Annotated in this window: 19 protein-coding genes and 1 pseudogene; 17 read left to right on the forward strand and 3 right to left on the reverse strand. The window is 70.7% G+C overall.

Annotated elements, in window-relative coordinates:
* Positions 1-28 precede the first annotated feature (28 nt).
* The 4 genes from ACIRFH_RS24995 (at position 29) to serA (ending at position 5,564) form a co-directional block, all read left to right on the forward strand.
* On the forward strand, positions 29-1,873 hold the full coding sequence (locus tag ACIRFH_RS24995; RefSeq protein ID WP_403524823.1) for an acetolactate synthase large subunit: 1,845 nt from the start codon (positions 29-31) through the stop codon (positions 1,871-1,873).
* 32 nt (positions 1,874-1,905) lie between these two features.
* Positions 1,906-2,430, forward strand: coding sequence for an acetolactate synthase small subunit (gene ilvN, locus ACIRFH_RS25000; RefSeq protein ID WP_055421816.1), 525 nt, complete (start codon positions 1,906-1,908; stop codon positions 2,428-2,430).
* A 118-nt stretch (positions 2,431-2,548) separates the two neighbouring features.
* A complete protein-coding gene (gene ilvC / locus ACIRFH_RS25005) occupies positions 2,549-3,547 on the forward strand; it encodes a ketol-acid reductoisomerase (protein WP_356556014.1) in 999 nt (332 codons plus the stop codon).
* A 427-nt stretch (positions 3,548-3,974) separates the two neighbouring features.
* Positions 3,975-5,564, forward strand: a complete 1,590-nt coding sequence (gene serA / locus ACIRFH_RS25010) for a phosphoglycerate dehydrogenase (RefSeq protein WP_403524826.1) — start codon at positions 3,975-3,977, stop codon at positions 5,562-5,564.
* Between the two features lie 20 nt (positions 5,565-5,584).
* Here serA and ACIRFH_RS25015 read toward each other — a convergent pair whose 3' ends face one another.
* Positions 5,585-7,147, reverse strand: coding sequence for an MFS transporter (locus ACIRFH_RS25015; protein ID WP_403524829.1), 1,563 nt, complete (start codon positions 7,145-7,147; stop codon positions 5,585-5,587).
* Positions 7,148-7,213: 66 nt separating this feature from the next.
* Between ACIRFH_RS25015 and ACIRFH_RS25020 the strand changes: the two genes are divergently transcribed.
* Complete coding sequence (locus tag ACIRFH_RS25020; protein ID WP_403524832.1) at positions 7,214-7,804, forward strand: TetR/AcrR family transcriptional regulator; 591 nt, start codon at positions 7,214-7,216, stop codon at positions 7,802-7,804.
* Here the strand turns inward: ACIRFH_RS25020 and ACIRFH_RS25025 are convergent.
* Entirely contained in the window at positions 7,785-9,041 is a 1,257-nt protein-coding gene (locus ACIRFH_RS25025; protein ID WP_403524835.1) for a PucR family transcriptional regulator, read from the reverse strand. The genes ACIRFH_RS25020 and ACIRFH_RS25025 overlap by 20 nt on opposite strands.
* A gap of 165 nt (positions 9,042-9,206) precedes the next feature.
* Between ACIRFH_RS25025 and ACIRFH_RS25030 the strand changes: the two genes are divergently transcribed.
* The 11 genes from ACIRFH_RS25030 (at position 9,207) to ACIRFH_RS25080 (ending at position 22,642) form a co-directional block, all read left to right on the forward strand.
* Entirely contained in the window at positions 9,207-10,133 is a 927-nt protein-coding gene (locus tag ACIRFH_RS25030) for a proline dehydrogenase family protein (RefSeq protein WP_403524838.1), read from the forward strand.
* 239 nt (positions 10,134-10,372) lie between these two features.
* Positions 10,373-12,013: an L-glutamate gamma-semialdehyde dehydrogenase gene (gene pruA / locus ACIRFH_RS25035; RefSeq protein WP_403524842.1), complete on the forward strand. Its 1,641-nt coding sequence runs from the start codon at positions 10,373-10,375 to the stop codon at positions 12,011-12,013.
* A 306-nt stretch (positions 12,014-12,319) separates the two neighbouring features.
* Positions 12,320-12,451 carry a hypothetical protein gene (locus ACIRFH_RS25040; RefSeq protein WP_302898735.1) on the forward strand — a complete coding sequence of 44 codons (132 nt, stop codon included), beginning with the start codon at positions 12,320-12,322 and terminating at the stop codon, positions 12,449-12,451.
* Positions 12,452-12,540: 89 nt separating this feature from the next.
* Positions 12,541-13,593, forward strand: coding sequence for a 3-isopropylmalate dehydrogenase (locus tag ACIRFH_RS25045; protein ID WP_403524845.1), 1,053 nt, complete (start codon positions 12,541-12,543; stop codon positions 13,591-13,593).
* A gap of 261 nt (positions 13,594-13,854) precedes the next feature.
* Positions 13,855-14,943: a branched-chain amino acid aminotransferase gene (locus ACIRFH_RS25050; RefSeq protein ID WP_403524847.1), complete on the forward strand. Its 1,089-nt coding sequence runs from the start codon at positions 13,855-13,857 to the stop codon at positions 14,941-14,943.
* A 223-nt stretch (positions 14,944-15,166) separates the two neighbouring features.
* Entirely contained in the window at positions 15,167-15,886 is a 720-nt protein-coding gene (ureA, locus tag ACIRFH_RS25055; RefSeq protein WP_403524849.1) for an urease subunit gamma, read from the forward strand.
* Positions 15,883-17,595 carry an urease subunit alpha gene (locus ACIRFH_RS25060; RefSeq protein WP_403524852.1) on the forward strand — a complete coding sequence of 571 codons (1,713 nt, stop codon included), beginning with the start codon at positions 15,883-15,885 and terminating at the stop codon, positions 17,593-17,595. The genes ureA and ACIRFH_RS25060 overlap by 4 nt, the downstream gene beginning before the upstream one ends.
* 53 nt (positions 17,596-17,648) lie before the next feature.
* Positions 17,649-18,668, forward strand: a complete 1,020-nt coding sequence (locus ACIRFH_RS25065) for an agmatine/peptidylarginine deiminase (RefSeq protein WP_403524855.1) — start codon at positions 17,649-17,651, stop codon at positions 18,666-18,668.
* Positions 18,669-18,679: 11 nt separating this feature from the next.
* Complete coding sequence (locus tag ACIRFH_RS25070; protein ID WP_403524857.1) at positions 18,680-19,294, forward strand: TetR/AcrR family transcriptional regulator; 615 nt, start codon at positions 18,680-18,682, stop codon at positions 19,292-19,294.
* A 309-nt stretch (positions 19,295-19,603) separates the two neighbouring features.
* Entirely contained in the window at positions 19,604-21,208 is a 1,605-nt protein-coding gene (cimA, locus tag ACIRFH_RS25075; RefSeq protein WP_403524860.1) for a citramalate synthase, read from the forward strand.
* 72 nt (positions 21,209-21,280) lie between these two features.
* Positions 21,281-22,642, forward strand: a complete 1,362-nt coding sequence (locus ACIRFH_RS25080; RefSeq protein ID WP_403524863.1) for a hypothetical protein — start codon at positions 21,281-21,283, stop codon at positions 22,640-22,642.
* A 44-nt stretch (positions 22,643-22,686) separates the two neighbouring features.
* Here the strand turns inward: ACIRFH_RS25080 and ACIRFH_RS25085 are convergent, their stop codons facing one another.
* Positions 22,687-23,292, reverse strand: a complete 606-nt coding sequence (locus tag ACIRFH_RS25085; protein ID WP_403524866.1) for a YceI family protein — start codon at positions 23,290-23,292, stop codon at positions 22,687-22,689.
* 491 nt (positions 23,293-23,783) lie between these two features.
* Here ACIRFH_RS25085 and ACIRFH_RS25090 point away from each other — a divergent pair.
* A pseudogene (locus tag ACIRFH_RS25090) lies at positions 23,784-23,946 on the forward strand (methylmalonyl-CoA carboxyltransferase); the annotation flags it as partial.

Genomic DNA, 23,946 nt, shown 5'->3' on the forward strand with positions numbered 1-23,946 from the left:
AACCCTCAGCATCGAGAAGAGAATGCCGATGACCGAGCAGGCCACCGGGGCCCATCACCCGCAGCCGCGGCCCCGATCCGGAGGACAGTCCGCCCCCGAGCACGTCACGGGTGCGAAGTCCCTCATCCGCTCGCTTGAGGAGGTCGGGGTCGACACCGTATTCGGCATTCCCGGGGGCACGATCCTTCCGGCGTACGACCCGATGATGGACTCCAGCCGGGTGCGCCACGTGCTCGTCCGTCACGAGCAGGGCGCGGGCCACGCGGCCACCGGTTACGCCCAGGCGACCGGCAAGGTCGGCGTCTGCATGGCGACCTCGGGCCCCGGCGCCACCAACCTGGTGACGCCGATCGCCGACGCGAACATGGACTCGGTGCCGCTGGTCGCGATCACCGGCCAGGTCGTCACCAAGGCGATCGGCACGGACGCCTTCCAGGAGGCGGACATCGTCGGCATCACGATGCCGATCACCAAGCACAGCTTCCTGGTCACCAAGGCCGAGGACATCCCGAAGACGATCGCGGAGGCGTTCCACATCGCCTCGACCGGCCGTCCCGGCCCGGTCCTGGTCGACATCCCGAAGGACGTGCTGCAGGCGCAGACGGTCTTCTCCTGGCCGCCGGTCACGGACCTGCCCGGCTACCGCCCGGTCACCAAGCCGCACGCCAAGCAGATCCGTGAGGCGGCCAAGCTGATCACCGCCGCGAAGCGCCCCGTGCTCTACGTCGGCGGCGGCGTCCTCAAGGCGCGGGCCACCGCCGAGCTGAAGGTCCTCGCCGAACTCACCGGAGCGCCCGTCACCACCACCCTGATGGCGCTCGGCGCGTTCCCCGACAGCCACCCGCTGCACGTGGGGATGCCGGGCATGCACGGTGCGGTCACCGCCGTCACCGCGCTGCAGAAGGCCGACCTGATCGTCGCCCTCGGAGCCCGCTTCGACGACCGCGTCACCGGCAAGCTGGACAGCTTCGCCCCGTACGCCAAGATCGTCCACGCCGACATCGACCCGGCGGAGATCGGCAAGAACCGCGAGGCCGACGTGCCGATCGTCGGCGACGCCCGCGAGGTCATCGCCGACCTCGTCCAGGCCGTCCAGAAGGAGCACAGCGAGGGCAACCGGGGCGACTACACCGCCTGGTGGAAGGACCTCGACCGCTGGCGCGAGACCTACCCTCTCGGCTACGACCAGCCCGAGGACGGCTCGCTCTCCCCGCAGGCGGTCATCGAGCGCATCGGGCAGCTCGCGCCCGAGGGCACGATCTTCGCGGCCGGCGTCGGCCAGCACCAGATGTGGGCCGCGCACTTCGTCCAGTACGAGCAGCCCGCCACCTGGCTGAACTCCGGCGGCGCCGGGACCATGGGCTACGCCGTCCCGGCCGCCATGGGCGCCAAGGCCGGCATGCCCGACCGGACCGTCTGGGCGATCGACGGCGACGGCTGCTTCCAGATGACCAACCAGGAACTGACCACCTGCGCCCTGAACAACATCCCGATCAAGGTCGCCGTCATCAACAACGGCGCCCTCGGGATGGTCCGCCAGTGGCAGACCCTGTTCTACAACCAGCGGTACTCCAACACGGTGCTGCACTCCGGTCCCGAGGACATCAACCCGGACGCCCGCGGCACCCGCGTCCCCGACTTCGTGAAGCTGTCGGAGGCCATGGGCTGCTACGCCATCCGCTGCGAGGACCCCGCCGACCTCGACAAGGTCATCGAGGAGGCCAACTCCGTCAACGACCGCCCCGTCGTCGTCGACTTCATCGTCCACGAGGACGCGATGGTCTGGCCGATGGTCGCCGCCGGCACCTCCAACGACGAGATCATGGCCGCCCGGGACGTCCGCCCCGACTTCGGCGACGGCGAAGACGACTGAGAGCCGACAGGACCAAGCAGAGGAAGCAGAACATGTCCAAGCACACGCTCTCCGTCCTGGTGGAGAACACGCCCGGCATCCTCGCCCGGATCGCCGCCCTGTTCTCCCGCCGCGGCTTCAACATCGACTCGCTCGCCGTCGGCGTCACCGAGCACCCCGACATCTCCCGCATCACCATCGTGGTGAGCGTCGAGGAGTTCCCGCTGGAGCAGGTCACCAAGCAGCTCAACAAGCTGGTCAACGTGCTCAAGATCGTCGAGCTGGAGCCCACCCAGGCCGTGCAGCGCGAACTCGTCCTGGTGAAGGTGCGCTCCGACAACGAGACGCGCTCCCAGATCGTCGAGATCGTCCAGCTCTTCCGCGCCAAGACGGTCGACGTCTCCCCGGAGGCCGTCACCATCGAGGCCACCGGCAGCAGCGACAAGCTGTCCGCCATGCTCAAGATGCTGGAACCGTACGGCATCAAGGAACTCGTCCAGTCCGGCACGATCGCCATCGGGCGCGGCGCCCGTTCGATCACGGACCGCTCGCTGCGCGCACTCGACCGGTCCGCATAACGACGACAACGGGCGGCCGGCGCCACGCCCGGCCGCCCGCATTCCGAGACCCCGAGACTTCCCTTCCCTCCACCGGCATACGGTGGGACGCAACACCTGCACACAAGGAGAGAACCCAGTGGCCGAGCTGTTCTACGACGCCGACGCCGACCTGTCCATCATCCAGGGCCGCAAGGTCGCGGTCATCGGTTACGGCAGCCAGGGCCACGCCCACGCGCTGTCGCTCCGTGACTCGGGTGTCGACGTGCGCGTCGGTCTGCACGAGGGCTCCAAGTCCAAGGCCAAGGCCGAGGAGCAGGGCCTGCGCGTGGTGAGCCCGTCCGAGGCCGCCGCCGAGGCCGACGTCATCATGATCCTCGTCCCGGACCCCATCCAGGCCGAGGTCTACGAGAAGCACATCAAGGACAACCTGAAGGACGGCGACGCGCTGTTCTTCGGCCACGGCCTGAACATCCGCTACGGCTTCATCAAGCCCCCGGCCGGCGTGGACGTCTGCATGGTCGCCCCCAAGGGCCCGGGCCACCTGGTGCGCCGTCAGTACGAGGAGGGCCGCGGCGTTCCCTGCATCGCCGCCGTCGAGCAGGACGCGACCGGCAACGCCTTCGCGCTGGCCCTGTCGTACGCGAAGGGCATCGGCGGCACCCGCGCCGGCGTCATCAAGACGACCTTCACCGAGGAGACCGAGACCGACCTGTTCGGTGAGCAGGCCGTCCTCTGCGGTGGCACCGCGGCCCTGGTCAAGGCGGGCTTCGAGACCCTGACCGAGGCGGGCTACCAGCCGGAGATCGCCTACTTCGAGTGCCTGCACGAGCTGAAGCTGATCGTGGACCTCATGTACGAGGGCGGCCTGGAGAAGATGCGCTGGTCGATCTCCGAGACCGCCGAGTGGGGCGACTACGTCACCGGCCCGCGCATCATCACCGACGCCACCAAGGCCGAGATGAAGAAGGTCCTCGCCGAGATCCAGGACGGCACGTTCGCCAAGAACTGGATGGACGAGTACCACGGCGGTCTGAAGAAGTACAACGAGTACAAGCAGCAGGACTCCGAGCACCTGCTGGAGACCACCGGCAAGGAGCTGCGCAAGCTCATGAGCTGGGTCGACGAGGAGGCGTAAGCCTCGTGGCCGAAGGGGCCGGAGCGCATCGCTCCGGCCCCTTCGGCGAACCCGGGGTAACGTCGTAGGCACGGCGTTGTCCATCCCGTCCAGCCACGGACGGGTGATCCTTCCGCAGAGGCGCAGGACGACCTCCACCACGCCACTAGACTGCTGCACAACATACGCGTCAGGCTCACAGCGTCGTGCGTCTTCCACGCGGCCTAGCGACCCCGGAGAAGTGCAGGCACGTCCCCACGCCGCCCGGCACGCACTCTCGCCGCACCGGGCAAAGGCCCTAGTAGCCCCGCTACGAGGACCTCCGCCCGGCACGCCGAGAGCACGCACCGAACGACGCGGGAACGCACCCGCCCTTCCCCGGTGTCACTCCCCTCCACCGCCTGCGGCCGTCGGGACGGCCGTCCGCATTGGACTTGTGAGGACTCACGTGAGCTCGAAACCTGTCGTACTCATCGCTGAAGAGCTGTCGCCCGCGACCGTGGACGCGCTCGGCCCCGACTTCGAGATCCGCCACTGCAACGGTGCGGACCGGGCCGAACTGCTCCCCGCCATCGCCGACGTGGACGCGATCCTGGTCCGCTCCGCCACCAAGGTCGACGCCGAGGCCATCGCCGCCGCCAAGAAGCTCAAGGTCGTCGCACGAGCCGGCGTCGGCCTGGACAACGTCGACGTCTCCGCCGCCACCAAGGCCGGCGTGATGGTCGTGAACGCCCCGACCTCCAACATCGTGACCGCCGCCGAGCTGGCCTGCGGCCTCCTCGTCGCCACGGCCCGCAACATCCCGCAGGCCAACGCCGCGCTGAAGAACGGCGAGTGGAAGCGCAGCAAGTACACCGGCGTCGAGCTCGCCGAGAAGACCCTCGGCGTCGTCGGCCTCGGCCGCATCGGCGCCCTCGTCGCGCAGCGCATGTCGGCCTTCGGCATGAAGGTCGTCGCCTACGACCCCTACGTGCAGCCCGCGCGCGCCGCGCAGATGGGCGTCAAGGTCCTGTCGCTGGACGAGCTGCTCGAGGTCTCCGACTTCATCACCGTCCACCTGCCCAAGACCCCCGAGACCCTCGGCCTGATCGGCGACGAGGCGCTGCGCAAGGTCAAGCCGAGCGTCCGCATCGTCAACGCCGCGCGCGGCGGCATCGTCGACGAGGAGGCGCTGTACTCGGCGCTGAAGGAGGGCCGCGTCGCCGGCGCCGGCCTGGACGTGTACGCCAAGGAACCGTGCACCGACTCGCCCCTGTTCGAGTTCGACCAGGTGGTCTGCACCCCGCACCTCGGCGCCTCCACCGACGAGGCCCAGGAGAAGGCCGGCATCGCCGTCGCCAAGTCGGTGCGCCTCGCCCTCGCCGGTGAGCTGGTCCCCGACGCGGTGAACGTCCAGGGCGGTGTCATCGCCGAGGACGTCAAGCCGGGCCTACCGCTCGCCGAGCGCCTCGGCCGCATCTTCACCGCCCTCGCGGGCGAGGTCGCCGTCCGCCTCGACGTCGAGGTCTACGGCGAGATCACCCAGCACGACGTGAAGGTGCTGGAGCTCTCCGCCCTCAAGGGCGTCTTCGAGGACGTCGTCGACGAGACCGTGTCCTACGTCAACGCCCCGCTGTTCGCCCAGGAGCGCGGCGTCGAGGTCCGCCTGACCACCAGCTCCGAGTCGGCCGACCACCGCAACGTCGTCACCGTGCGCGGCACCCTCGCCGACGGCCAGGAGGTGTCGGTCTCCGGCACGCTCGCCGGCCCGAAGCACGTGCAGAAGATCGTCGCCATCGGCGAGTACGACGTCGACCTGGCCCTCGCCGACCACATGGTGGTGCTGCGCTACGAGGACCGCCCCGGCGTCGTCGGCACCGTCGGCCGGATCATCGGCGAGGCGGGTCTCAACATCGCCGGCATGCAGGTCGCCCGCGCGACCGTCGGCGGCGAGGCCCTCGCGGTGCTGACCGTCGACGGCACGGTGCCCGCCGGGGTGCTGACCGAGGTCGCCTCGGAGATCGGCGCGGCGTTCGCGCGGTCGGTGAACCTGGTCTGACCGACCGTCGCGAGACGGTTTCACACGCCGGACGGGCTGAGCCGATCAGCCTGTCCGGCGTTTTCCGTGTCCGCGTTCTCGCGCACCCGGATGCCGCGCAGTGCGCGCGCCGCCGGGAGCGCCGCCAGCAGCAGCACCGCGCCCGCGATCGCGGCGCCCCGCATTCCGTCGGTGAACGCCTCCCGCGCCGCCGTCGCCAGGGCCTCTCCCGCGGACCCCGGCAGCTGTCCGGCGACCGCCAGCGCGCCGCCCAGGGTCTCCTGAGCCGCGTCCGGCGCCGAGGCCGGCATCTCGTGGTGGTAGAGGGCCGTACCGACGGAGCCCAGGACCGCCAGGCTCAGCGCGCCGCCGAACTCGGTGCCGGTCTCCATCAGGGAGGACGCCGCGCCCGCCTTCTCCACCGGGGCGGAACCGAGCGCCAGGTCGGTGAGCTGGGACATCACCGCGACGATGCCGCCCGCCATGATCCCGCAGGCCACCAGCACCAGCCACAGGGAGTCGGTGCCGGCGCAGGCCAGCAGCGCGTAACCGCACGCCGCGACCACGAAACCACCCGCCACCACGTGCGCCCGCTCCACACCCCGCTGGACCAGCCGCATGGCGAGCGGCGCGGCGAAGCCGATGAAGACCGACGGCAGCAGGGCCCACAGCGCGGCCTCCAGCGCGCTCTTGTCCAGGACGGACTGGAGGTACTGGGTGGTGAAGTAGGAGGACCCCATCATCCCGAAGGCCGACACCAGGTTGAGGACGACGGCCGGGGTGAATCCGTGCCCGCGGAAGAGGGCGGGCGAGATCATCGGCGAGGCCGCGGTGCGCTGGCGCCGCACGAACAGCGCCGCGAACAGCAGGCCGACGGTGATCGAGACGACGTACCGGACGTTCCAGCCCTCGGCGGACAGTTCCTTCAGCCCGTAGATCACGGGCAGGACCGCCGCCATCGACAGCGGGACGCTCAGCAGGTCGAAACGACCGGGAGAGGGGTTCTTCGACTCGGGGAGCAGGAACGGGCCGAGGACCAGCAGCAGCGCCATCGCGGGCAGGTTGACCAGGAAGACCGAGCCCCACCAGAAGTGCTCGACGAGCACGCCGCTCATCACCGAGCCGAGCGCGATCCCGGCGGTCATCACCCCGGACCACAGCCCGATCGCCTTCGCCCGCTGGGCGGGGTCGGTGAACATCGTGCGGACCAGCGCCATCGTCGACGGCATCAGGGTGGCGCCGCCGATGCCGAGGACCGCGCGGGCCGCGATCAGCGTCTCCGCGCTGTGCGCGTAGGCCGCGAGCAGGGAGGCCGCGCCGAAGGCCACCGCGCCGAACAGGAGCAGCCTGCGGCGGCCGACGCGGTCGCCGAGCGAGCCCATCGTCATCAGGAGACCGGCCAGGACGAAGCCATAGATGTCGAAGATCCACAGCTGCTGGGCGCCGGTCGGCTCCAGGTCCGCGCTGATCTCCGGAATCGCGAAGTAGAGGACGGAGACGTCCATCGAGACCAGCAGCAGCGGGAGCATCAGCACGGTGAGCGCGGTCCACTCGCGGCGGCCGGCGCGCGTCGGGTTCGTTGTCATGACGGCGACTGTACGCATGTCTTATACGACTGTCTAGAACGTCTGTTTAATACATGCGTATGGAAACCTCGGTAAGGTGGCGCCATGGGACACCGTGAGGATCTGCTCGAGGGCGCCAAGCGCTGCCTGCTCGAGAAGGGGTTCGCGCGCACGACCGCGCGGGACATCGTCAAGGAGTCGGGGACCAACCTGGCGTCCATCGGCTACCACTACGGCTCGAAGGACGTCCTGCTCGCGCAGGCGTACATCGCGCTGATCGAGGGGATGGGGGGCGCCTTCGAAGGGGAGGGGCCCGCTCTGGACGACACCGAACCGGGTTCGACCGAGCGGTTCCAGCAGGTGTGGTCCACCATCATCGGCACCATGCGGGAGCCCGGTTCCGTCTGGCGCCTCAGCATGGAAGTGCTGGTCATGGGCGACCGGATGCCCGAGCTGCGCGACCACCTCGGCCGTGCCCAGCGCGAGGCCGGGCGCGGCATCATCCCCCTGCTCATGGGCGGCCGGGAGGAGGACGTGTCGGACGAGACGGCGGACACCCTGGGTGCGTTCTACGTCACCCTGATGACCGGTCTCATCGCGCAGTGGACCTTCGATCCGAAGAGCGCACCCGACGCCGATGCCCTGACCGCGGGGCTCCGGCGGGTGATCGAGGCGGCTACAGCCGATTCGCCTTGAGCGCCATGTGCAGCAGCAGCCGGTCCTCCCCGTCGTCCAGGTCCAGTCCGGTGAGCTGTTCGACGCGGGAGAGCCGGTAGTACAGCGTCTGCCGGTGGATGCCCAGCTCGGCGGCGGTGCGGCCGGCCTGGCCGGCGCGGTCCAGGTACACCTCGGCGGTGCGGGCCAGCTCGTGGTGGGCGGGGGAGAGCAGCGCCCGTACGGCGGGGTCGTGCGCGGCCCGCGGGGGCAGCGCGGCCAATAGGCGGAACGGGCCGATGGACGCCCACTCGGCGACCGGACCGAACCGGGTCTCGGCGAGCGCCGCACGGGCCGCCGCCGACGCCTCCCACCAGGCGTCCGCCAGCTCTCCCAGCCCGGTGCGCGGAGCGGAGACGCCCGCCGCGACCCCTGTCGCACCGGGCCCCGCCGCCCCGCGCGCCCGCTCCAGCAACCGTCCCGCCGCCGACGTCGCCGGGGTCAGCACGTCCGTCGAGCGCAACCGGACCAGCAGCGCCAGCGACAGGGCCGTCCCGGAGCCGGGGGCGGCTGCCCCGTCCCACGGCAGCGTGCACAGTGCCGTCGCCCCCGGCACCGTACGCACCGAGGGCGCGTCGTCGGGGCCGGCGGACGGCCAGGGGGCCACGCACACCACCGTGTGCAGGGTGTCCGCGCGGGCGCCCAGGGCGGCGCGCAGTTCGGTCACGGCCATGTCCCGCTGCCAGTCGCGCTCGGCGGTCAGAACGGCCCGCAGCTCCCGGCTCAGATCGGCACCGTGCTGCGCCTCGTCCGCGAGCAGCGCGCCGATCCGGGCCGTCACCTCCATGGCCGCCGCGAGCCGCCGCTCCGTCGGGCCCGGGTCGGTGTCCAGCAGCCAGACGTACCCGAGGACGACACCCCGGTGCCGGACCGGCAGGCAGATCCGCCCCCGGTACACCCCCGCCTCCGGGGTCGGCGGGATGCGGACCGGGCCGGTCGCCCGGGTGATGCCGAAGCCCTCGAACCACGCCCGGACGGCCGCCGTCGAACGGCGGGTGAGGATCGAGCGGGTGCGCACCGGGTCCAGCGCGGAGGGGTCCAGCTCGCCCTCGCTGTCGTACGCGCCGAAGGCGATCAGCTCGAAGTCGCGGTTCTCCAGCGTCGCCGGCGCGCCCAGCAGCTCGGAGATCTCGTCGACCAGCTCCTGGTAGTCGACCCGGGAGCTCCCGGGACCTGCCGCACCTCTGGAATCCGACGTCACCCGGGCATTCTGCCCCATTCGCGCCCGGGTCTTCATACATCTGTCTGAGATCCGTGGCACGGATGCGTGACAGCTGTCGATGGCCGAGGACCGGGGAGGTCCTTAGATTTCACGGTGGTTCTCCGTGCCGTTCCCGAAACACCGGGTACCGGCCTTGTGTTGCTTGGTAAGTGGAGGTGCCCCGTGCTGGGTCCCGTGATTCTCGCCGCGTCGCGCAGCGACCGGATGCGACGTCTGGTCTCGGCCGCGCCGGTGACCAAGCCGGTCGTCGACCGGTTCATCCCCGGCGAGACGGTCGACGAGATCGTGCCGATCGTCCAGGACCTCACCGGCAAGGGTCTGGAGCTGACGATGGACGTCGTCGGCGAGGACATCACGACCCCCGCCCAGGCCGAGGCCGCCCGCGACGCCTACCTGGAGCTGGTCGACCGGCTCAAGCCGCTGGACCTCGGCACCCGCGCCGAGATGTCCGTGAAGCTGTCGATGTTCGGCCAGGCGCTGGACGGGGGCCACGAGCTGGCCCTGAAGAACGTCCGCCCGGTCGTCGAGGCCGCCGCCGAGATCGGCACCACGGTCACCCTGGACGCCGAGGACCACACCACCCTCGACTCGATGTTCGCCATCCACGAGGAGCTCCGCAAGGACTTCCCGCAGACCGGCTGCGTCATCCAGGCCTACCTCTTCCGCACCGAGGCCGACGCGCGCCGCCTCGCCGACAGCGGCAGTCGCGTACGGTTGGTGAAGGGCGCCTACAAGGAGCCCGCAGAGGTCGCCTACCAGCAGAAGCACGAGATCGACAAGGCGTACGTCCGGATCCTCCGCACGCTGATGGAGGGCGAGGGCTACCCGATGATCGGGTCCCACGACCCCCGCCTGATCTCCATCGCGCAGGAGCTGGCCCGGTCCGCCGGTCGCAAGCTCGACGAGTACGAGTTCCAGATGCTGTACGGCATCCGGAGCGAGGAGCACCTGCGACTGGCCGCCGAGGGCCACCGCATGCGCGTCTACACCGCCTACGGCACCGACTGGTACGGCTACTTCATGCGCCGTCTGGCGGAGAAGCCGGCGAACCTGCGCTTCTTCGCCCGCTCGATGGTCACCAAGGGCTGAGCGGTAGCTGTCGCCGCCCCGGCTCGTCCGGGATGACGACACCTACCGCCCACTGGTCGGCCGTGCCGATCCGGTGCCGGGAGGAAAGGAGTCCCGGAACTTGTGACTCCGCCCGAAGGGCTTCTCACACGCCCGCCGCAGCGAGCGCGTGACGGTCAAGCCCTGACCGCCGCCCAACATACGCACATGGCTTCGGAGCCCCGCGCTGAAGCCAGGGATTCACTCGGAAGAGGTAGCTCATGGACGCTGTGACCCAGGTCCCCACCCCCGTCAACGAGCCGGTGCACGGCTACGCCCCCGGCTCGCCCGAGCGCGCCCGCCTGGAGGCCAAGCTCAAGGAGCTGGCCGACAACCCGATCGACCTGCCCTGCACCATCGGCGGCGTCAAGCGGATGGGCGGCGGCGAGCGCTTCGACGTCGTGCAGCCGCACAACCACAAGGCCCGCCTGGGCACGTACGCGAACGCCACGCAGCAGGACGCCCAGGACGCGATCGACGCCGCCCTGGCCGCCGCCCCGGCGTGGCGCGCGATGTCCTTCGACGACCGCGCGGCGATCATCCTGCGCGCCGCCGAGCTGCTGTCCGGCCCGTGGCGCGAGACCATCGCCGCCTCCACCATGCTCGGCCAGTCCAAGACGGCCCAGCAGGCCGAGATCGACAGCCCCTGCGAGCTGGTCGACTTCTGGCGCTTCAACGTCCACTACGCGCGGAACATCCTCGCCGAGCAGCCCCCGGCCAACTCGCCGGGCGTGTGGAACCGCCTGGACCACCGCCCGCTGGAGGGCTTCGTCTACGCGATCACGCCCTTCAACTTCAGCGCGATCGCGGCCAACCTGCCCACCGCTCCGGCCCTGATGGGCAACGTGGTGGTCTGGAAGCCGTCCCCGACGCAGACCCACGCCGCCGTGCTGCTGATGGAGCTGCTGGAGGAGGCCGGTCTGCCCAAGGGCGTCATCAACCTGGTCACCGGTGACGGCCTGGAGGTCTCCGAGGTCGCCCTGAACCACCGCGACCTGGCCGGCATCCACTTCACCGGCTCGACCAAGACCTTCCAGCACCTGTGGAAGACGGTCGGCAACAACATCGAGAAGTACCGCACCTACCCGCGCCTGGTCGGCGAGACGGGCGGCAAGGACTTCCTGGTCGCCCACCCGAGCGCCGACCGCGCCGTGCTGAAGACCGCCCTGACCCGCGGTGCCTTCGAGTACCAGGGCCAGAAGTGCAGCGCCACCTCCCGCGCGTACATCCCGGCGTCCATCTGGAACGACGGGTTCAAGGAGGAGTTCGCCGCCGAGGTCGACTACCTCACCATGGGCGACGTCACCGACCTGTCGAACTTCATGGGCGCCGTCATCGACGAGCGGTCCTTCGCCAAGAACAAGGCCGCCATCGACCGGGCCAAGGAGGACGACGCCTGCACGATCGTCGCCGGCGGCTCCTACGACGACTCGGTGGGCTACTTCGTCCGCCCGACCGTCATCGAGTGCACCGACCCGGAGAACGAGGTGTTCCGCACCGAGTACTTCGGCCCGATCCTCGCCGTGTACGTCTACGACGACAGCTCTCCCGAGAAGTACGACGAGATGCTGACCCAGATGGAGTCCGTCTCCGACTACGCCCTCACCGGCTCGGTCATCTCCAACGACCGCGCGGCGGCGGCGTACACGATGGAGAAGCTGCGCTACGCGGCCGGCAACTTCTACATCAACGACAAGTCGACCGGCGCCGTCGTCGGCCAGCAGCCCTTCGGCGGCGGCCGTGCCTCCGGCACCAACGACAAGGCCGGCGCCCCGCAGAACCTGATGCGCTGGACGCTGACCCGCGCCATCAAGGAGACGCTGGTCGCACCGACCGACTACACCTACCCGCACATGGGCTGACGCCCGCGGGCGACGCCCGACGGGCCAGGTCACCGACCTGGCCCGTCGGGCGTTTTTGCACGTCGGGGCCGTGCGGCCGAGAGCACCGTCTCAGATAGTAGGAAGCCCGAATAAGTGTGGAGACAGACGCTCCGCGCTCCCTTAGCTTGGTAGGAGCCGAACGTCCCGCCCGATCGGGCGGATGACGGTCGTGAGCCGGTCCTCGTGCAGGCAATCCCTGCGGCATCGCGCTCCCCGTCCCCTTCCGGCGTCTCGTTAACCCTTTTCTCCGCACTTCCGCGTGCTGTGCCGAAGGAGTCGATCCCCATGGCCGAGACGACCGTCCGCCGCCGAGTCCGCCACATCTCCCGTACGAGCGACTCCGACCGCAAGAACGCCGCCGCCGCCCTCCAGCGCGCCCTCGACCGCCGGGACAACGGCGGCTCCACCGGTCACTGAGCACGGGCGAGACCCCGGACCGACATCCGCGGTGTCCGCATGACGGACGCCGCATGTCATCCCGTGGGACGAGGAGTAGGGTGCTGCGCATGTCGGCAAGCTCTCGCATCCTCAATCTCGCAGTGATCCCCGGTGACGGCATCGGCCAGGAGGTCGTGGCCGAAGGTCTCAAGGTCCTCTCCGCCGTCCTTCCGCAGGATGTGAAGCTGGAGACCAAGGAGTACGACTTCGGCGCCCGGCGCTACCACGCCACCGGTGAGACCCTCACCGACGCCGACCTCGACGCCCTGAAGCGGCACGACGCGATCCTGCTCGGCGCGATCGGCGACCCGTCGGTGCCGTCCGGCGTCCTGGAGCGGGGCTTCCTGCTGAAGCTCCGCTTCGCCTTCGACCACCACGTCAACCTGCGTCCGTCGAAGCTCCTCCCCGGCGTGGCCACCCCGCTCGCCGGTCAGCCGGAGATCGACTTCGTCGTGGTCCGCGAGGGCACCGAGGGCCCGTACACCGGCAACGGCGGCACCATCCGCAAGGGCACCGAGCACGAGGTCGCCACCGAGGTCTCCGTCAACACGGCCTTCGGTGTCGAGCGCGTGGTCCGCGACGCCTTCGCCCGCGCCCAGGCCCGCCCGCGCAAGAAGCTGGCGCTGATCCACAAGAACAACGTGCTGACCTTCGCCGGTCACCTGTGGACCGGCGTCTTCAACAAGGTGGCCGAGGAGTTCCCCGAGGTCACCACCGAGTACATGCACGTGGACGCGGCGACGATCTACCTCGTCACGCAGCCCGAGCGCTTCGACGTGATCGTCACCGACAACCTCTTCGGCGACATCATCACCGACCTCGCCGCGGCCGTCTCCGGCGGTATCGGCGTCGCCGCGAGCGGGAACATCAACCCGTCCGGCGAGTTCCCCTCGATGTTCGAGCCGGTCCACGGTTCCGCGCCCGACATCGCCGGCCAGGGCAAGGCCGACCCGACCGCCACGGTCCTGTCCGTCGCCCTGCTGCTGCGCCACCTCGGTCACGACGCCGAGGCGGCCCGGATCGAGGAAGCCGTCGCCGCCGACCTCGGCGAGCGCGTCGGCAAGCCCGCCCGCAGCACGTCCGAGATCGGCGACGCGCTCGCCGTACGAGTAGCCGGCTGACCGGGCCGCGCACTCGAAACCCAACCTTTCGAAGCCGCCGGGTCCGGAAAACAAGGCACCCGGCGGCTTTCACCTGTCCCCGCCGGGTGCGACCATCGACCCCAGGGCCGCATTCACCCCGTTTCAGCCGACGCGGACCCGCGCGCGATAATCGAACGCGGAGCCGCGGCATGAGGGAATGCTCGGACGTCCTACCACCGGCCACCGGCCGTACGGGCGTGAGCGCGGCCCGTCACGACAACCGGTGAAGGACATCAACCCATGACGACGCCCACGATCGAGCTCAAGCCCTCCGCCAGCCCGCTCTCCGCCGCCGAGCGCGAGGCGATCCTGGCCAACCCGGGGTTCGGCCGCCACTTCACCGATCACATGGTGACGATCAAGTGGACGGAGGGCAGGGGCTGGCACGACGCGCAGCTCGTCCCGTACGGGCCCATCTCCCTCGACCCGTCCTCGCACATCCTCCACTACGGCCAGGAGATCTTCGAAGGGCTGAAGGCCTACCGCCAGCCGGACGGCTCGGTGGCGCTCTTCCGTCCCGAGGCAAACGCCCGCCGCTTCCGCAACTCCGCGCGCCGCATGGCCATGGCCGAGCTGCCCGAGGAACTGTTCATCGCGGCGCTGGACGCGCTGCTCGCCCAGGACGCCGACTGGGTGCCGCCGCACGGCGGCGAGGAGTCCCTCTACCTGCGCCCGTTCATGTTCGCCTCCGAGACCGGGCTCGGCGTGCACCCGGCCAACGAGTACCTGTTCATGCTGATCGCCTCCCCCTCCGGCGCCTACTTCGCCGGCGGCGTGAAGCCGGTCACCATCTGGGTCTCCGAGGACCACGTCCGCGCCGTCCCCGGCGGCACCGGCGACGCCAAGACCGGCGGCAACTACGCGGCCTCCCTGCTGCCCCAGGCCGAGGCCGCCGCGCACGGCTGCGACCAGGTCGTCTATCTCGACGCGGTGACCCGCACCAAGGTCGAGGAGAGCGGCAGCATGAACGTCGCCTTCGTCTACGGCGACCGCATCGTCACCCCGGAGCTGACCGGCTCGATCCTGGAGGGCATCACCCGCGACTCCCTCCTCCAGGTCGCCCGCGACCTCGGCTACACCGCCGAGGAGGGCGTCGTCACGCTGGAGCAGTGGCGCGAGGACGCCAAGTCCGGCGCCCTGACCGAGGTCTTCGCCTGCGGCACCGCCGCCGTCGTCACGCCCATCGGCCACGTCAAGACCAAGAACGACGCCTGGACCCACGGCGACGGCGCCCCCGGCCCGGCCACGCTGCGCCTGCGCGAGGCCCTGCTCGGCATCCAGCGCGGCGTCACCGAGGACACCCACGGCTGGATGCACCGGATCGGCTAGGCCGACCGACGCCTCACCCTCTCCGGTCGTCGACAGGGCGGCCCCGGAACCCGTGGAAGCGGGCCCCGGGGCCGCCCTTCGCGTTCCCGGGCCGACGCCCGTCTCGGAATTAGAGCGACGTTCAATGTGATGTCCGACCAGACTGTCCCCGAATCTTTTCCTTCCTTGAATTCGGCGTTTAGAGTGATGCTCTAACTCGAGGAAGGCAAGGAGGTGCCGCGTCGTGAGACTGACACCCACGGAACGTGACCGGCTGCTGCTCTTCGGGGCCGCGGAACTGGCCCGAGCCCGCCGGGCCAGGGGGCTCCGGCTGAACGTGCCGGAGGCGACGGCCCTGATCGCGGACACCGTGTGCGAGGCCGCCCGCGACGGTGCGCGCCTCGCGGAGGCCGTCGAGCGTGCCCGGTCCGTGCTCGGCCCCGACGACGTGATGCCCGGCGTCGCCGACGTGGTCACCGAGGTGCACGTCGAGGCGGTCTTCGACGACGGCTCCCGGCTGGCGGTCGTCTCCGACCCCATCGGCCGGGGGTCCCCCCATGAAGCAGGGGGAGAACCGGGCGACCGCGCCCCGGGCGCGCTGCTGCCCGGCCCGGAGCACTCCGACCCCGAGCCGGTGGTCCGGCTGACCGTCACCAACACCGCCGGCGTCCCGGTCTCCGTCACCTCCCACTTCCACTTCTTCGAGGCCAACCCGCGCCTGGACTTCGACCGCGAGCGGGCCTACGGCATGCACCTGGCCGTGCCCGCGGGATCGTCCGTCCGCTTCGGGCCGGGGGAGAGCGCCGAGGTCGGACTGGTGCCCATCGGCGGGGACCGCGTCGCGATCGGGTTCGCCGGTCTGGTCGACGGCCCGCTGGACGCGCCGGGCGCCGAGGAAGAGGCCCTGCGCAGGGCCGCCGCCTGTGGATACCTGGGTGTTCCCAGCGAGGAGGAAGACCGATGAGCCGCCCCGGAGGCCACCCCGCCGAGGCCCGCCGCCTCACCCCGTACGAGTACGCGTCCACCCACGGCCCGCGCGCCGGTGACCGCGTCCGCCTCGGCGACTCGGGACTGACCGTCCGCGTCGAGTCCGACTCCCAGAAGTACGGCGACGAGTTCCTCGCCGGCTTCGGCAAGACCGCCCGCGACGGACTGCACCTCAAGGCCGCCGCCGTACGCGAGACCTGTGACGTCGTCATCAGCAACGTCGTCGTGATCGACGCGGTGCAGGGCATCCGCAAGGTCTCCATCGGCATCCGCGAGGGCCGGATCTGCTCCATCGGCCGGGCCGGCAACCCCGACACCCTCGACGGCGTCGACGTCGTCGTCGGCACGGGCACGTCCATCGTCTCCGGCGAGGGCCTCATCGCCACCGCCGGAGCCGTCGACACCCACGTCCACCTGCTCTCCCCGCGCATCATGGAGGCGTCCCTCGCCTCCGGCGTGACGACGATCATCGGCCAGGAGTTCGGCCCGGTCTGGGGCGTCGGCGTCAACTCGCCCTGGGCGCTGAAGCACGCGTTCGGCGCGTTCGACGCCTGGCCGGTCAACATCGGCTTCCTGGGCCGGGGCTCCTCGTCCCACGAGGCCCCGCTGATCGAGGCCCTGGCCGAGGGCGGGGCGAGCGGCTTCAAGGTGCACGAGGACATGGGCGCCCACACCCGCGCCCTCGACACCGCGCTGCGCGTCGCCGAGGAGCACGACGTCCAGGTCGCCCTGCACAGCGACGGCCTCAACGAATGCCTCTCCGTGGAGGACACCCTCCGCGTCCTGGAGGGCCGCACCATCCACGCCTTCCACATCGAGGGCTGCGGCGGCGGACACGTCCCCAACGTGCTGAAGATGGCCGGCGTCCCCAACGTCATCGGCTCCTCCACCAACCCCACCCTGCCCTTCGGACGGGACGCGGTCGCCGAGCACTACGGCATGATCGTCTCCGTCCACGACCTCAAGACCGACCTGCCGGGCGACGCCGCCATGGCCCGCGACCGCATCCGCGCCGGGACGATGGGCGCCGAGGACGTGCTGCACGACCTGGGCGCGATCGGCATCACCTCCTCCGACGCGCAGGGCATGGGCCGGGCCGGCGAGACCGTGCGCCGCACCTTCGCCATGGCCGGCAAGATGAAGGCCGAGTTCGGCGCCCCGGACGACGACAACGACAACGAGCGCGTCCTGCGTTACATCGCCAAGCTGACCATCAACCCCGCCATCGCCCACGGCCTCGCCCACGAGGTCGGCTCGATCGAGGTCGGCAAGCTCGCCGACATCGTCCTGTGGCGCCCGGAGTACTTCGGGGCCAAGCCGCAGCTGGTCCTCAAGTCGGGCTTCCCGGCGTACGGCGTGGTCGGCGACCCGAACGCGGCCACCGACACCTGCGAACCCCTCGTCCTCGGCCCGCAGTTCGGCGCGCACGGCGCCACACCGGCCGACATCTCGGTGGCCTTCGTCGCACAGGCCGCCCTCGACCAGGGCAACGACACCATGCCGACCCGCCGGCGCAGGGTCGCCGTGCGCGGCACCCGCGGCATCGGCCCCGCCGACCTGCGCCTGAACTCCCGCACCGGACAGATCGACGTCGACCAGCGCACCGGCCTGGTCACCCTCGACGGCGAACCGATCCGCTCCGAACCGGCCGAATCCGTCTCCCTCAACCGCCTGTACTTCCTCTGACCTCTGGTTCCTCCGACCGACCTCTGGTTCCTCCGACTTCCTGGGACACCTCCATGACCTTCCGCATGCCCCCCGAGTGGGCCCCGCACGAGCGCACCTGGATGGCCTGGCCCGGCCCCAACCCGACGTTCGGCGACGACGCCGAGCTGGCGGACGCCCGTGCCGCCTGGGCGTCCGTCGCCCGTGCCGTGCGCCGCTTCGAGCCGGTGACGATGGTGCACGGCCCCGGCCAGGGCGACACCGCGCGCGAGCTGCTCGGCCCGGACGTCGACCTGGTGGAGCGCGAGCTGGACGACGCGTGGATGCGGGACATCGGCCCGACCTTCGTGACGGACGAGGAGGGCCGGCCGGCCGCCGTGGACTGGGTGTTCAACGGCTGGGGCGCCCAGGACTGGGCCCGCTGGGGACACGACTCCAAGATCGCCCGCCATGTCGCGGACCTCACCGGGGTACCCGTGCTGAGCAGCACGCTCGTCAACGAGGGCGGCGCGATTCACGTCGACGGCGAGGGCACGGTCCTGCTGACCGACACCGTCCAGCTCGGCGAGGGCCGCAACCCCGGCTGGACCCGCGAGCAGGTCGAGGCGGAGATCCACGCCAAGCTCGGCACCACCAAGGCGATCTGGCTCCCGCACGGCCTGGCCGCCGACTACGGCACGTACGGCACGCAGGGCCACGTCGACATCGTCGCGGCCTTCGCGCGCCCGGGCACCGTCGTCGTGCACAGCCAGCGCGACCCCGCCCACCCGGACCACGCCCGCTCGCAGACGTACCTGGAGATCCTGCGCGGCCAGACCGACGCCAAGGGCCGCCCCCTGGAGGTCGTCGAGGTCCCCGCCCCGACCGTCCTGAAGGACGAGGAGGGCGACTGGGTCGACTACTCGTACATCAACCACTACCTCTGCAACGGCGGCGTCGTCCTGTGCGCCTTCGACGACCCGAACGACGAGGTCGCCGCGGGCATCTTCCGGCGGCTGTTCCCCGAGCGCACGGTGACGCTGGTGGACGCCCGTACGATCTTCGCGAACGGTGGAGGCATCCACTGCATCACCCAGCAGCAGCCGAGGATCTAGAGGAGCCGGGGATGACCGGTGCGGCCAGAGCGCGCAGGAACGCACCGCCGCGCGAGGAGGTCCTCGCCGCCGCCATGGAGATGATCGCCGAACGCGGTCTGGAGAAGCTCACCATGGCGGCGCTCGGCCGCGAGGTCGGCATGAGCAGCGGTCACCTCCTCTACTACTTCCACTCCAAGGACGAACTGCTGCTGCGCACCCTGGAGTGGAGCGAGGGCCGCCTCGGCGCGGAGCGCGCCCGTCTGCTCATCCGCACCGGCACGGCCCGCGAACGCCTCGGCGCCTACGTCGACCTGTACGTGCCCGCCGGCCACCGCGACCCGCACTGGACGCTGTGGCTGGAGGTGTGGAACCGCTCGCAGGGCGCTGCCGTCGAATCCGACGCCCGCGACCGGCAGGCCGCCATCGAGGGCGCCTGGCACCGCGACCTCGTCGCGCTGCTCGCCGAGGGCGTCTCGCGCGGCGAGTTCCGCCCCGTCGACCCCGACCGTTTCGCGACCCGCCTGCGCGCCCTCCTCGACGGCTTCGCCATCCACGTGGCGATCGGGCTGCGCGGGACGGACCGGGCACAGGTCCTCGGCCACGTGGGGGAGTTCCTCACCGAAAGCCTCTACGCGGAGCACTGACGCGGACGCGGTCCGCTCGCATTCTGAGACGCACGGTGAGAAGGGGGACAGGCTGTGCCAGACTTCCCCCGTGCTCTCGTTCGCCATGATTATTGGCAGCAGGCGCGCCGGTCCGCAGTGACCACCACGTACGACCAGGTACGGGTGGACACCGTCGTCCTCGACCCGCGCGCAGACCTCTCGCACCCGCGAGGGGTTTTTCGTTTTCCTGGCCCACCCCCAGCCGGGAAGAGAGCGCGAGGGATCATAGATGGACGGTGGAGCCGGTCATTCCGGTTGACCGAGATCCCCTACAGGAGCCTTCAGATCATGACCGCAACCAGCGAACTCGACGATTCGTTCCACGTCTTCGACACCACCCTGCGCGACGGTGCGCAGCGTGAGGGCATCAACCTCACGGTCGCGGACAAGCTGGCCATCGCACGGCACCTGGACGACTTCGGGGTGGGCTTCATCGAGGGCGGCTGGCCCGGGGCGAACCCGCGCGACACCGAGTTCTTCGCCCGCGCCCGGCAGGAGATCGACTTCCGGCACGCCCAGCTGGTCGCCTTCGGCGCCACCCGCCGCGCCGGCACGACCGCCGCCGAGGACCCGCAGGTCAGAGCGCTGCTGGAGTCCGGTGCCGAGGTGATCACGCTGGTCGCCAAGTCCCACGACCGGCACGTGGAGCTGGCGCTGCGCACCACGCTCGACGAGAACCTGGCCATGGTCGCGGACACGGTCTCGCACCTGAGGGCCCGGGGCCGCCGGGTCTTCGTCGACTGCGAGCACTTCTTCGACGGCTACCGCGCCGACCCCGAGTACGCGAAGGCCGTCGTCCGCGCCGCCGCCGAGGCGGGCGCCGACGTGGTCGTCCTGTGCGACACCAACGGCGGCATGCTCCCGGCGCAGATCCAGGCCGTGGTCGCCACGGTGCTGGCCGACACCGGCGCCCGGCTCGGCATCCACGCCCAGGACGACACCGGGTGCGCGGTCGCCAACACCCTCGCCGCGGTCGACGCGGGCGCGACCCACGTCCAGTGCACGGCCAACGGCTACGGCGAACGCGTCGGCAACGCCAACCTGTTCCCCGTCGTCGCCGCCCTGGAACTGAAGTACGGCAAGAAGGTGCTGCCCGAGGGCCGGCTGCGCGAGATGACGCGGATCTCCCACGCCATCGCCGAGGTCGTCAACCTCACCCCCTCCACCCACCAGCCCTACGTCGGCGTCTCCGCCTTCGCGCACAAGGCCGGCCTGCACGCCTCCGCGATCAAGGTCGACCCGGACCTGTACCAGCACATCGACCCCGGGCTGGTCGGCAACACCATGCGCATGCTGGTCTCCGACATGGCCGGCCGCGCTTCCATCGAACTCAAGGCCCAGGAACTCGGCATCGACCTCGGCGGCGACCGGGAACTGGTCGGCCGCGTCGTCGAACGCGTCAAGGAACGCGAACGGCAGGGGTACACGTACGAGGCCGCCGACGCGAGCTTCGAACTCCTGCTGCGCGCGGAGACCGGCGGCGAGCGGCTGCGGTACTTCGAGGTCGAGTCCTGGCGTGCGATCGTCGAGGACCGCCCCGACGGCACCCACGCCAACGAGGCCACCGTCAAACTCTGGGCCAAGGGCGAGCGCATCGTCGCCACGGCCGAGGGCAACGGCCCGGTCAACGCCCTGGACCGCGCGCTGCGGGTCGCCCTGGAGAAGATCTATCCAGAGCTGGCCAAGCTCGACCTGGTCGACTACAAGGTCCGCATCCTGGAGGGCGTGCACGGCACCCAGTCCACGACCCGGGTCCTCATCTCCACGTCCGACGGGGCGGGCGAGTGGTCCACGGTCGGCGTCGCGGAGAACGTCATCGCCGCATCCTGGCAGGCGCTGGAGGACGCGTACACGTACGGCCTGCTGCGCGCGGGGGTCGCACCGGCCCGGTGAGCGGGCGTTCCCCTCTCCTCACCGATGTCTCACCGATGTCTCATTGGTGGTGATTCGGGTACTTTCGAACGTATGACGGGCTCTCGTGCGCAAGTCCTCATACGCCTGCTGGTCGTGCCGGTCGTCGCCGCCCTGGCGGTGCTGATGGCCGGCGCGCCCGGCGCCCACGCGGCCACGGACGTGTCCGAGATCGGCGCGGCCCTGCGCGAGAGTCCCGTGTACGTCGACCCGGCCGCCTCGGACCTGCTGTCGAAGGCGGACGCCGACGCGCTCGCCGACAAGATCGAGAGCGCGGACGAACCGGTCTTCGTGGCCGTCCTGCCGGCGGACTACCCGACGCGGGATCTCTTCCGGAACCTCCGTACGGAGACCGGCGTCACCGGCCTGTACGGCATCCGCCTCGGCGACCGCTTCGACGCGCGAGCCGACAGCAGCGTGCTGAGCCGTCAGGGGGTGCGCAACCTGGTCACGGCCGTGCAGGGCGCCGGCGACCCCAAGGCCCAGCTGAACGACTTCGTCGACGACGCGCTGCGCAGCGTGCGGGGCTCCGCGCCCTCGTCCTGGGAGCCGGGCGGTTCCGCCGTCCCGACGGGCGCCCTGATCGGCGCCGGTGCGGTCGTGGTGGTGGGCGGCGCGGGCGCCTACGCACTGGTGCGGCGCAACCGGCACCGCCGCGAGGAGGAGCAGCGGGTGGCGCTGGAGCGGCTGCGGGTGGTGGTCGACGAGGACATCACGGCGTTCGGCGAGGAACTCGACCGACTGGACTTCCACCCCGCCGAGCCCGGCGCGGACGACGCGATGCGCGCCGACTACGAACGCGCGCTGGACGCCTACGAACAGGCGAAGACGTACATGGCGGACGCCCGCCGGCCGGAGGACGTCCGTGCCGTCACCGAGGCTCTGGAGGACGGCCGCTTCTCCCTCGCGCAGCTCGCCGCCCGCCGTGAGGGCCGGCCGCTGCCCGAGCGCCGCCCGCCCTGCTTCTTCGACCCGCGCCACGGCCCGTCCGTCGCCGACGTCACCTGGACCCCGCCGGGCGGCGCCACCCGAGAGGTGCCGGTCTGCGCGGCCGACCGCGCCCGTCTGTCCGACGGCCGGGACCCCATGGTCCGCGAGGTGGACACCGAGTACGGCCGCCGCCCGTACTGGGACGCGGGCCCGGCCTACGGTCCCTGGGCGGGCGGCTACTTCGGCGGCGGCATCCTGCCCGGCCTGCTGGTCGGCACGGTGCTGGGCAGCCTGATGGCCACCCCCGCCTACGCGGCCGACTACGGCGCCGGGTACGGCGACTTCGGCGGTGACGACGGGGGTGACGTGTCCGGCGGCGACTTCGACCCCGGCGACTTCGGCGGCGGTTTCGGGGGCGGGGACTTCGGCGGAGGCGGCGACTTCGGTGGCGGGAACAGCGGAGGGGACTTCGGCGGGGGCTTCTGAGGAGCGGGCGGCACCGGGAAACGCGCCGAGGGCGGCCGGAGGTCTCACGCCTGCTTGATCGCCGAGATGTCGAAGTTCAGCTTGACCTTGTCGGACACCAGCACGCCGCCCGTCTCCAGGGCCGCGTTCCAGGTCAGTCCCCACTCGGAGCGCAGGATCTCCGCCTTGCCCTCGAAGCCGACGCGCTCGTTGCCGAAGGGGTCCTTGGCGGCGCCGTTGAACTCCAGGTCGATGGTGATCGGCTTGGTGGTGCCGAGGATCGTCAGGTCGCCGGTGATGCGGTAGTCGTCGCCGCCGAGGGCCTCCGCCCCGGTGGAGCGGAAGGTCATCGTGGGGAACTCGTCGGTCCTGAAGAAGTCCGCGCTCTTGAGGTGGCCGTCGCGGTCGGCGGACCCGGTGTCGATGCTGTCCATCGCGATGTCGAGGGTCGCCGTGGAGTCGGCCGGGGAGGAGCCGTCCAGGTGCAGCGTGCCGGTGAAGTCGAGGAACTTGCCCTTGACGTTGGTGACCATGGCGTGCCGGGCGACGAAACCGATCGTGGTGTGCGACGGGTCGATCACGTAGTCGCCGGTGAGGGCCGCGAGACGGGGGTCGACGGGGGCGGGGGTGGCAGCGGCCGGGGCGGCGGACTTGTTGCCGAAGAGGCGCATGACGTTCTCCTTGGTTTTCGTTGAATGTTCAATCATCCCAACAGGGGCGACCGTAGACCCATTCTGTTCAATGTTCAACATCATCCGCGATGTTTCTCGGAAGGATCTCCCCGTGCGGCCCGCCGCCGGCCGCCACAGGGGCCGTATCGTTACGCTCTGCGTGAGCGAGCCACCGTGCGCGGGCGCGCCCCTGGAGATCGCCTGGAGTCACCCGGCGCGGGGTGACGTGAGGGCCGACGAGACGGTCGGGATCGTCGCCGCGGGCCGCCGACTGCGTCTCCGTGTCACTCCAGAGGTGGTATGCGCCACCCGCGAATGTGAGGTGGCTCTCAGCTGACGGCTTTGTGCGACCCCTACAAGGCTCAGGGGCCCTGAGCAGTCGAAACGGCTGCATGCCGTCGAGGTTCTGTTCAGGGGTACCAGGAAAACACGCCGGAGACTGTACGGAGTCGACGGCTCGCTTTCCTCGGTCTCCTTCGTAGAGTCGCTACATGACCGTTTTGGATGAGGCGCCGGGTGAGCCGACGGACGCGCGCGGGCGAGTGGCCGAACTGCACGAGATCCGTGCCCGGGCGCTGGCCGGGCCGGGCGAGAAGGCTACGGCGGCGCAGCACGCCAAGGGCAAGCTGACGGCGCGGGAGCGGATCGAGCTGC

The organism is Streptomyces sp. NPDC093586 (assembly GCF_044764905.1).
Lineage (GTDB): Bacteria > Actinomycetota > Actinomycetes > Streptomycetales > Streptomycetaceae > Streptomyces.

What these genes read in the sequence shown, in the direction of transcription:
- ACIRFH_RS24995 (WP_403524823.1), top strand. Translation starts at nt 29, where the DNA reads ATGACCGAGCAGGCCACCGGGGCCCATCACCCGCAGCCGCGGCCCCGA.
- ilvN (WP_055421816.1), top strand. Translation starts at nt 1,906, where the DNA reads ATGTCCAAGCACACGCTCTCCGTCCTGGTGGAGAACACGCCCGGCATC.
- ACIRFH_RS25015 (WP_403524829.1), bottom strand. Translation starts at nt 7,147, where the DNA reads ATGCGTACAGTCGCCGTCATGACAACGAACCCGACGCGCGCCGGCCGC.
- ACIRFH_RS25020 (WP_403524832.1), top strand. Translation starts at nt 7,214, where the DNA reads ATGGGACACCGTGAGGATCTGCTCGAGGGCGCCAAGCGCTGCCTGCTC.
- ACIRFH_RS25025 (WP_403524835.1), bottom strand. Translation starts at nt 9,041, where the DNA reads ATGGGGCAGAATGCCCGGGTGACGTCGGATTCCAGAGGTGCGGCAGGT.
- pruA (WP_403524842.1), top strand. Translation starts at nt 10,373, where the DNA reads ATGGACGCTGTGACCCAGGTCCCCACCCCCGTCAACGAGCCGGTGCAC.
- ACIRFH_RS25040 (WP_302898735.1), top strand. Translation starts at nt 12,320, where the DNA reads ATGGCCGAGACGACCGTCCGCCGCCGAGTCCGCCACATCTCCCGTACG.
- ACIRFH_RS25045 (WP_403524845.1), top strand. Translation starts at nt 12,541, where the DNA reads ATGTCGGCAAGCTCTCGCATCCTCAATCTCGCAGTGATCCCCGGTGAC.
- ACIRFH_RS25050 (WP_403524847.1), top strand. Translation starts at nt 13,855, where the DNA reads ATGACGACGCCCACGATCGAGCTCAAGCCCTCCGCCAGCCCGCTCTCC.
- ACIRFH_RS25060 (WP_403524852.1), top strand. Translation starts at nt 15,883, where the DNA reads ATGAGCCGCCCCGGAGGCCACCCCGCCGAGGCCCGCCGCCTCACCCCG.
- ACIRFH_RS25065 (WP_403524855.1), top strand. Translation starts at nt 17,649, where the DNA reads ATGACCTTCCGCATGCCCCCCGAGTGGGCCCCGCACGAGCGCACCTGG.
- ACIRFH_RS25070 (WP_403524857.1), top strand. Translation starts at nt 18,680, where the DNA reads ATGACCGGTGCGGCCAGAGCGCGCAGGAACGCACCGCCGCGCGAGGAG.
- cimA (WP_403524860.1), top strand. Translation starts at nt 19,604, where the DNA reads ATGACCGCAACCAGCGAACTCGACGATTCGTTCCACGTCTTCGACACC.
- ACIRFH_RS25080 (WP_403524863.1), top strand. Translation starts at nt 21,281, where the DNA reads ATGACGGGCTCTCGTGCGCAAGTCCTCATACGCCTGCTGGTCGTGCCG.
- ACIRFH_RS25085 (WP_403524866.1), bottom strand. Translation starts at nt 23,292, where the DNA reads ATGCGCCTCTTCGGCAACAAGTCCGCCGCCCCGGCCGCTGCCACCCCC.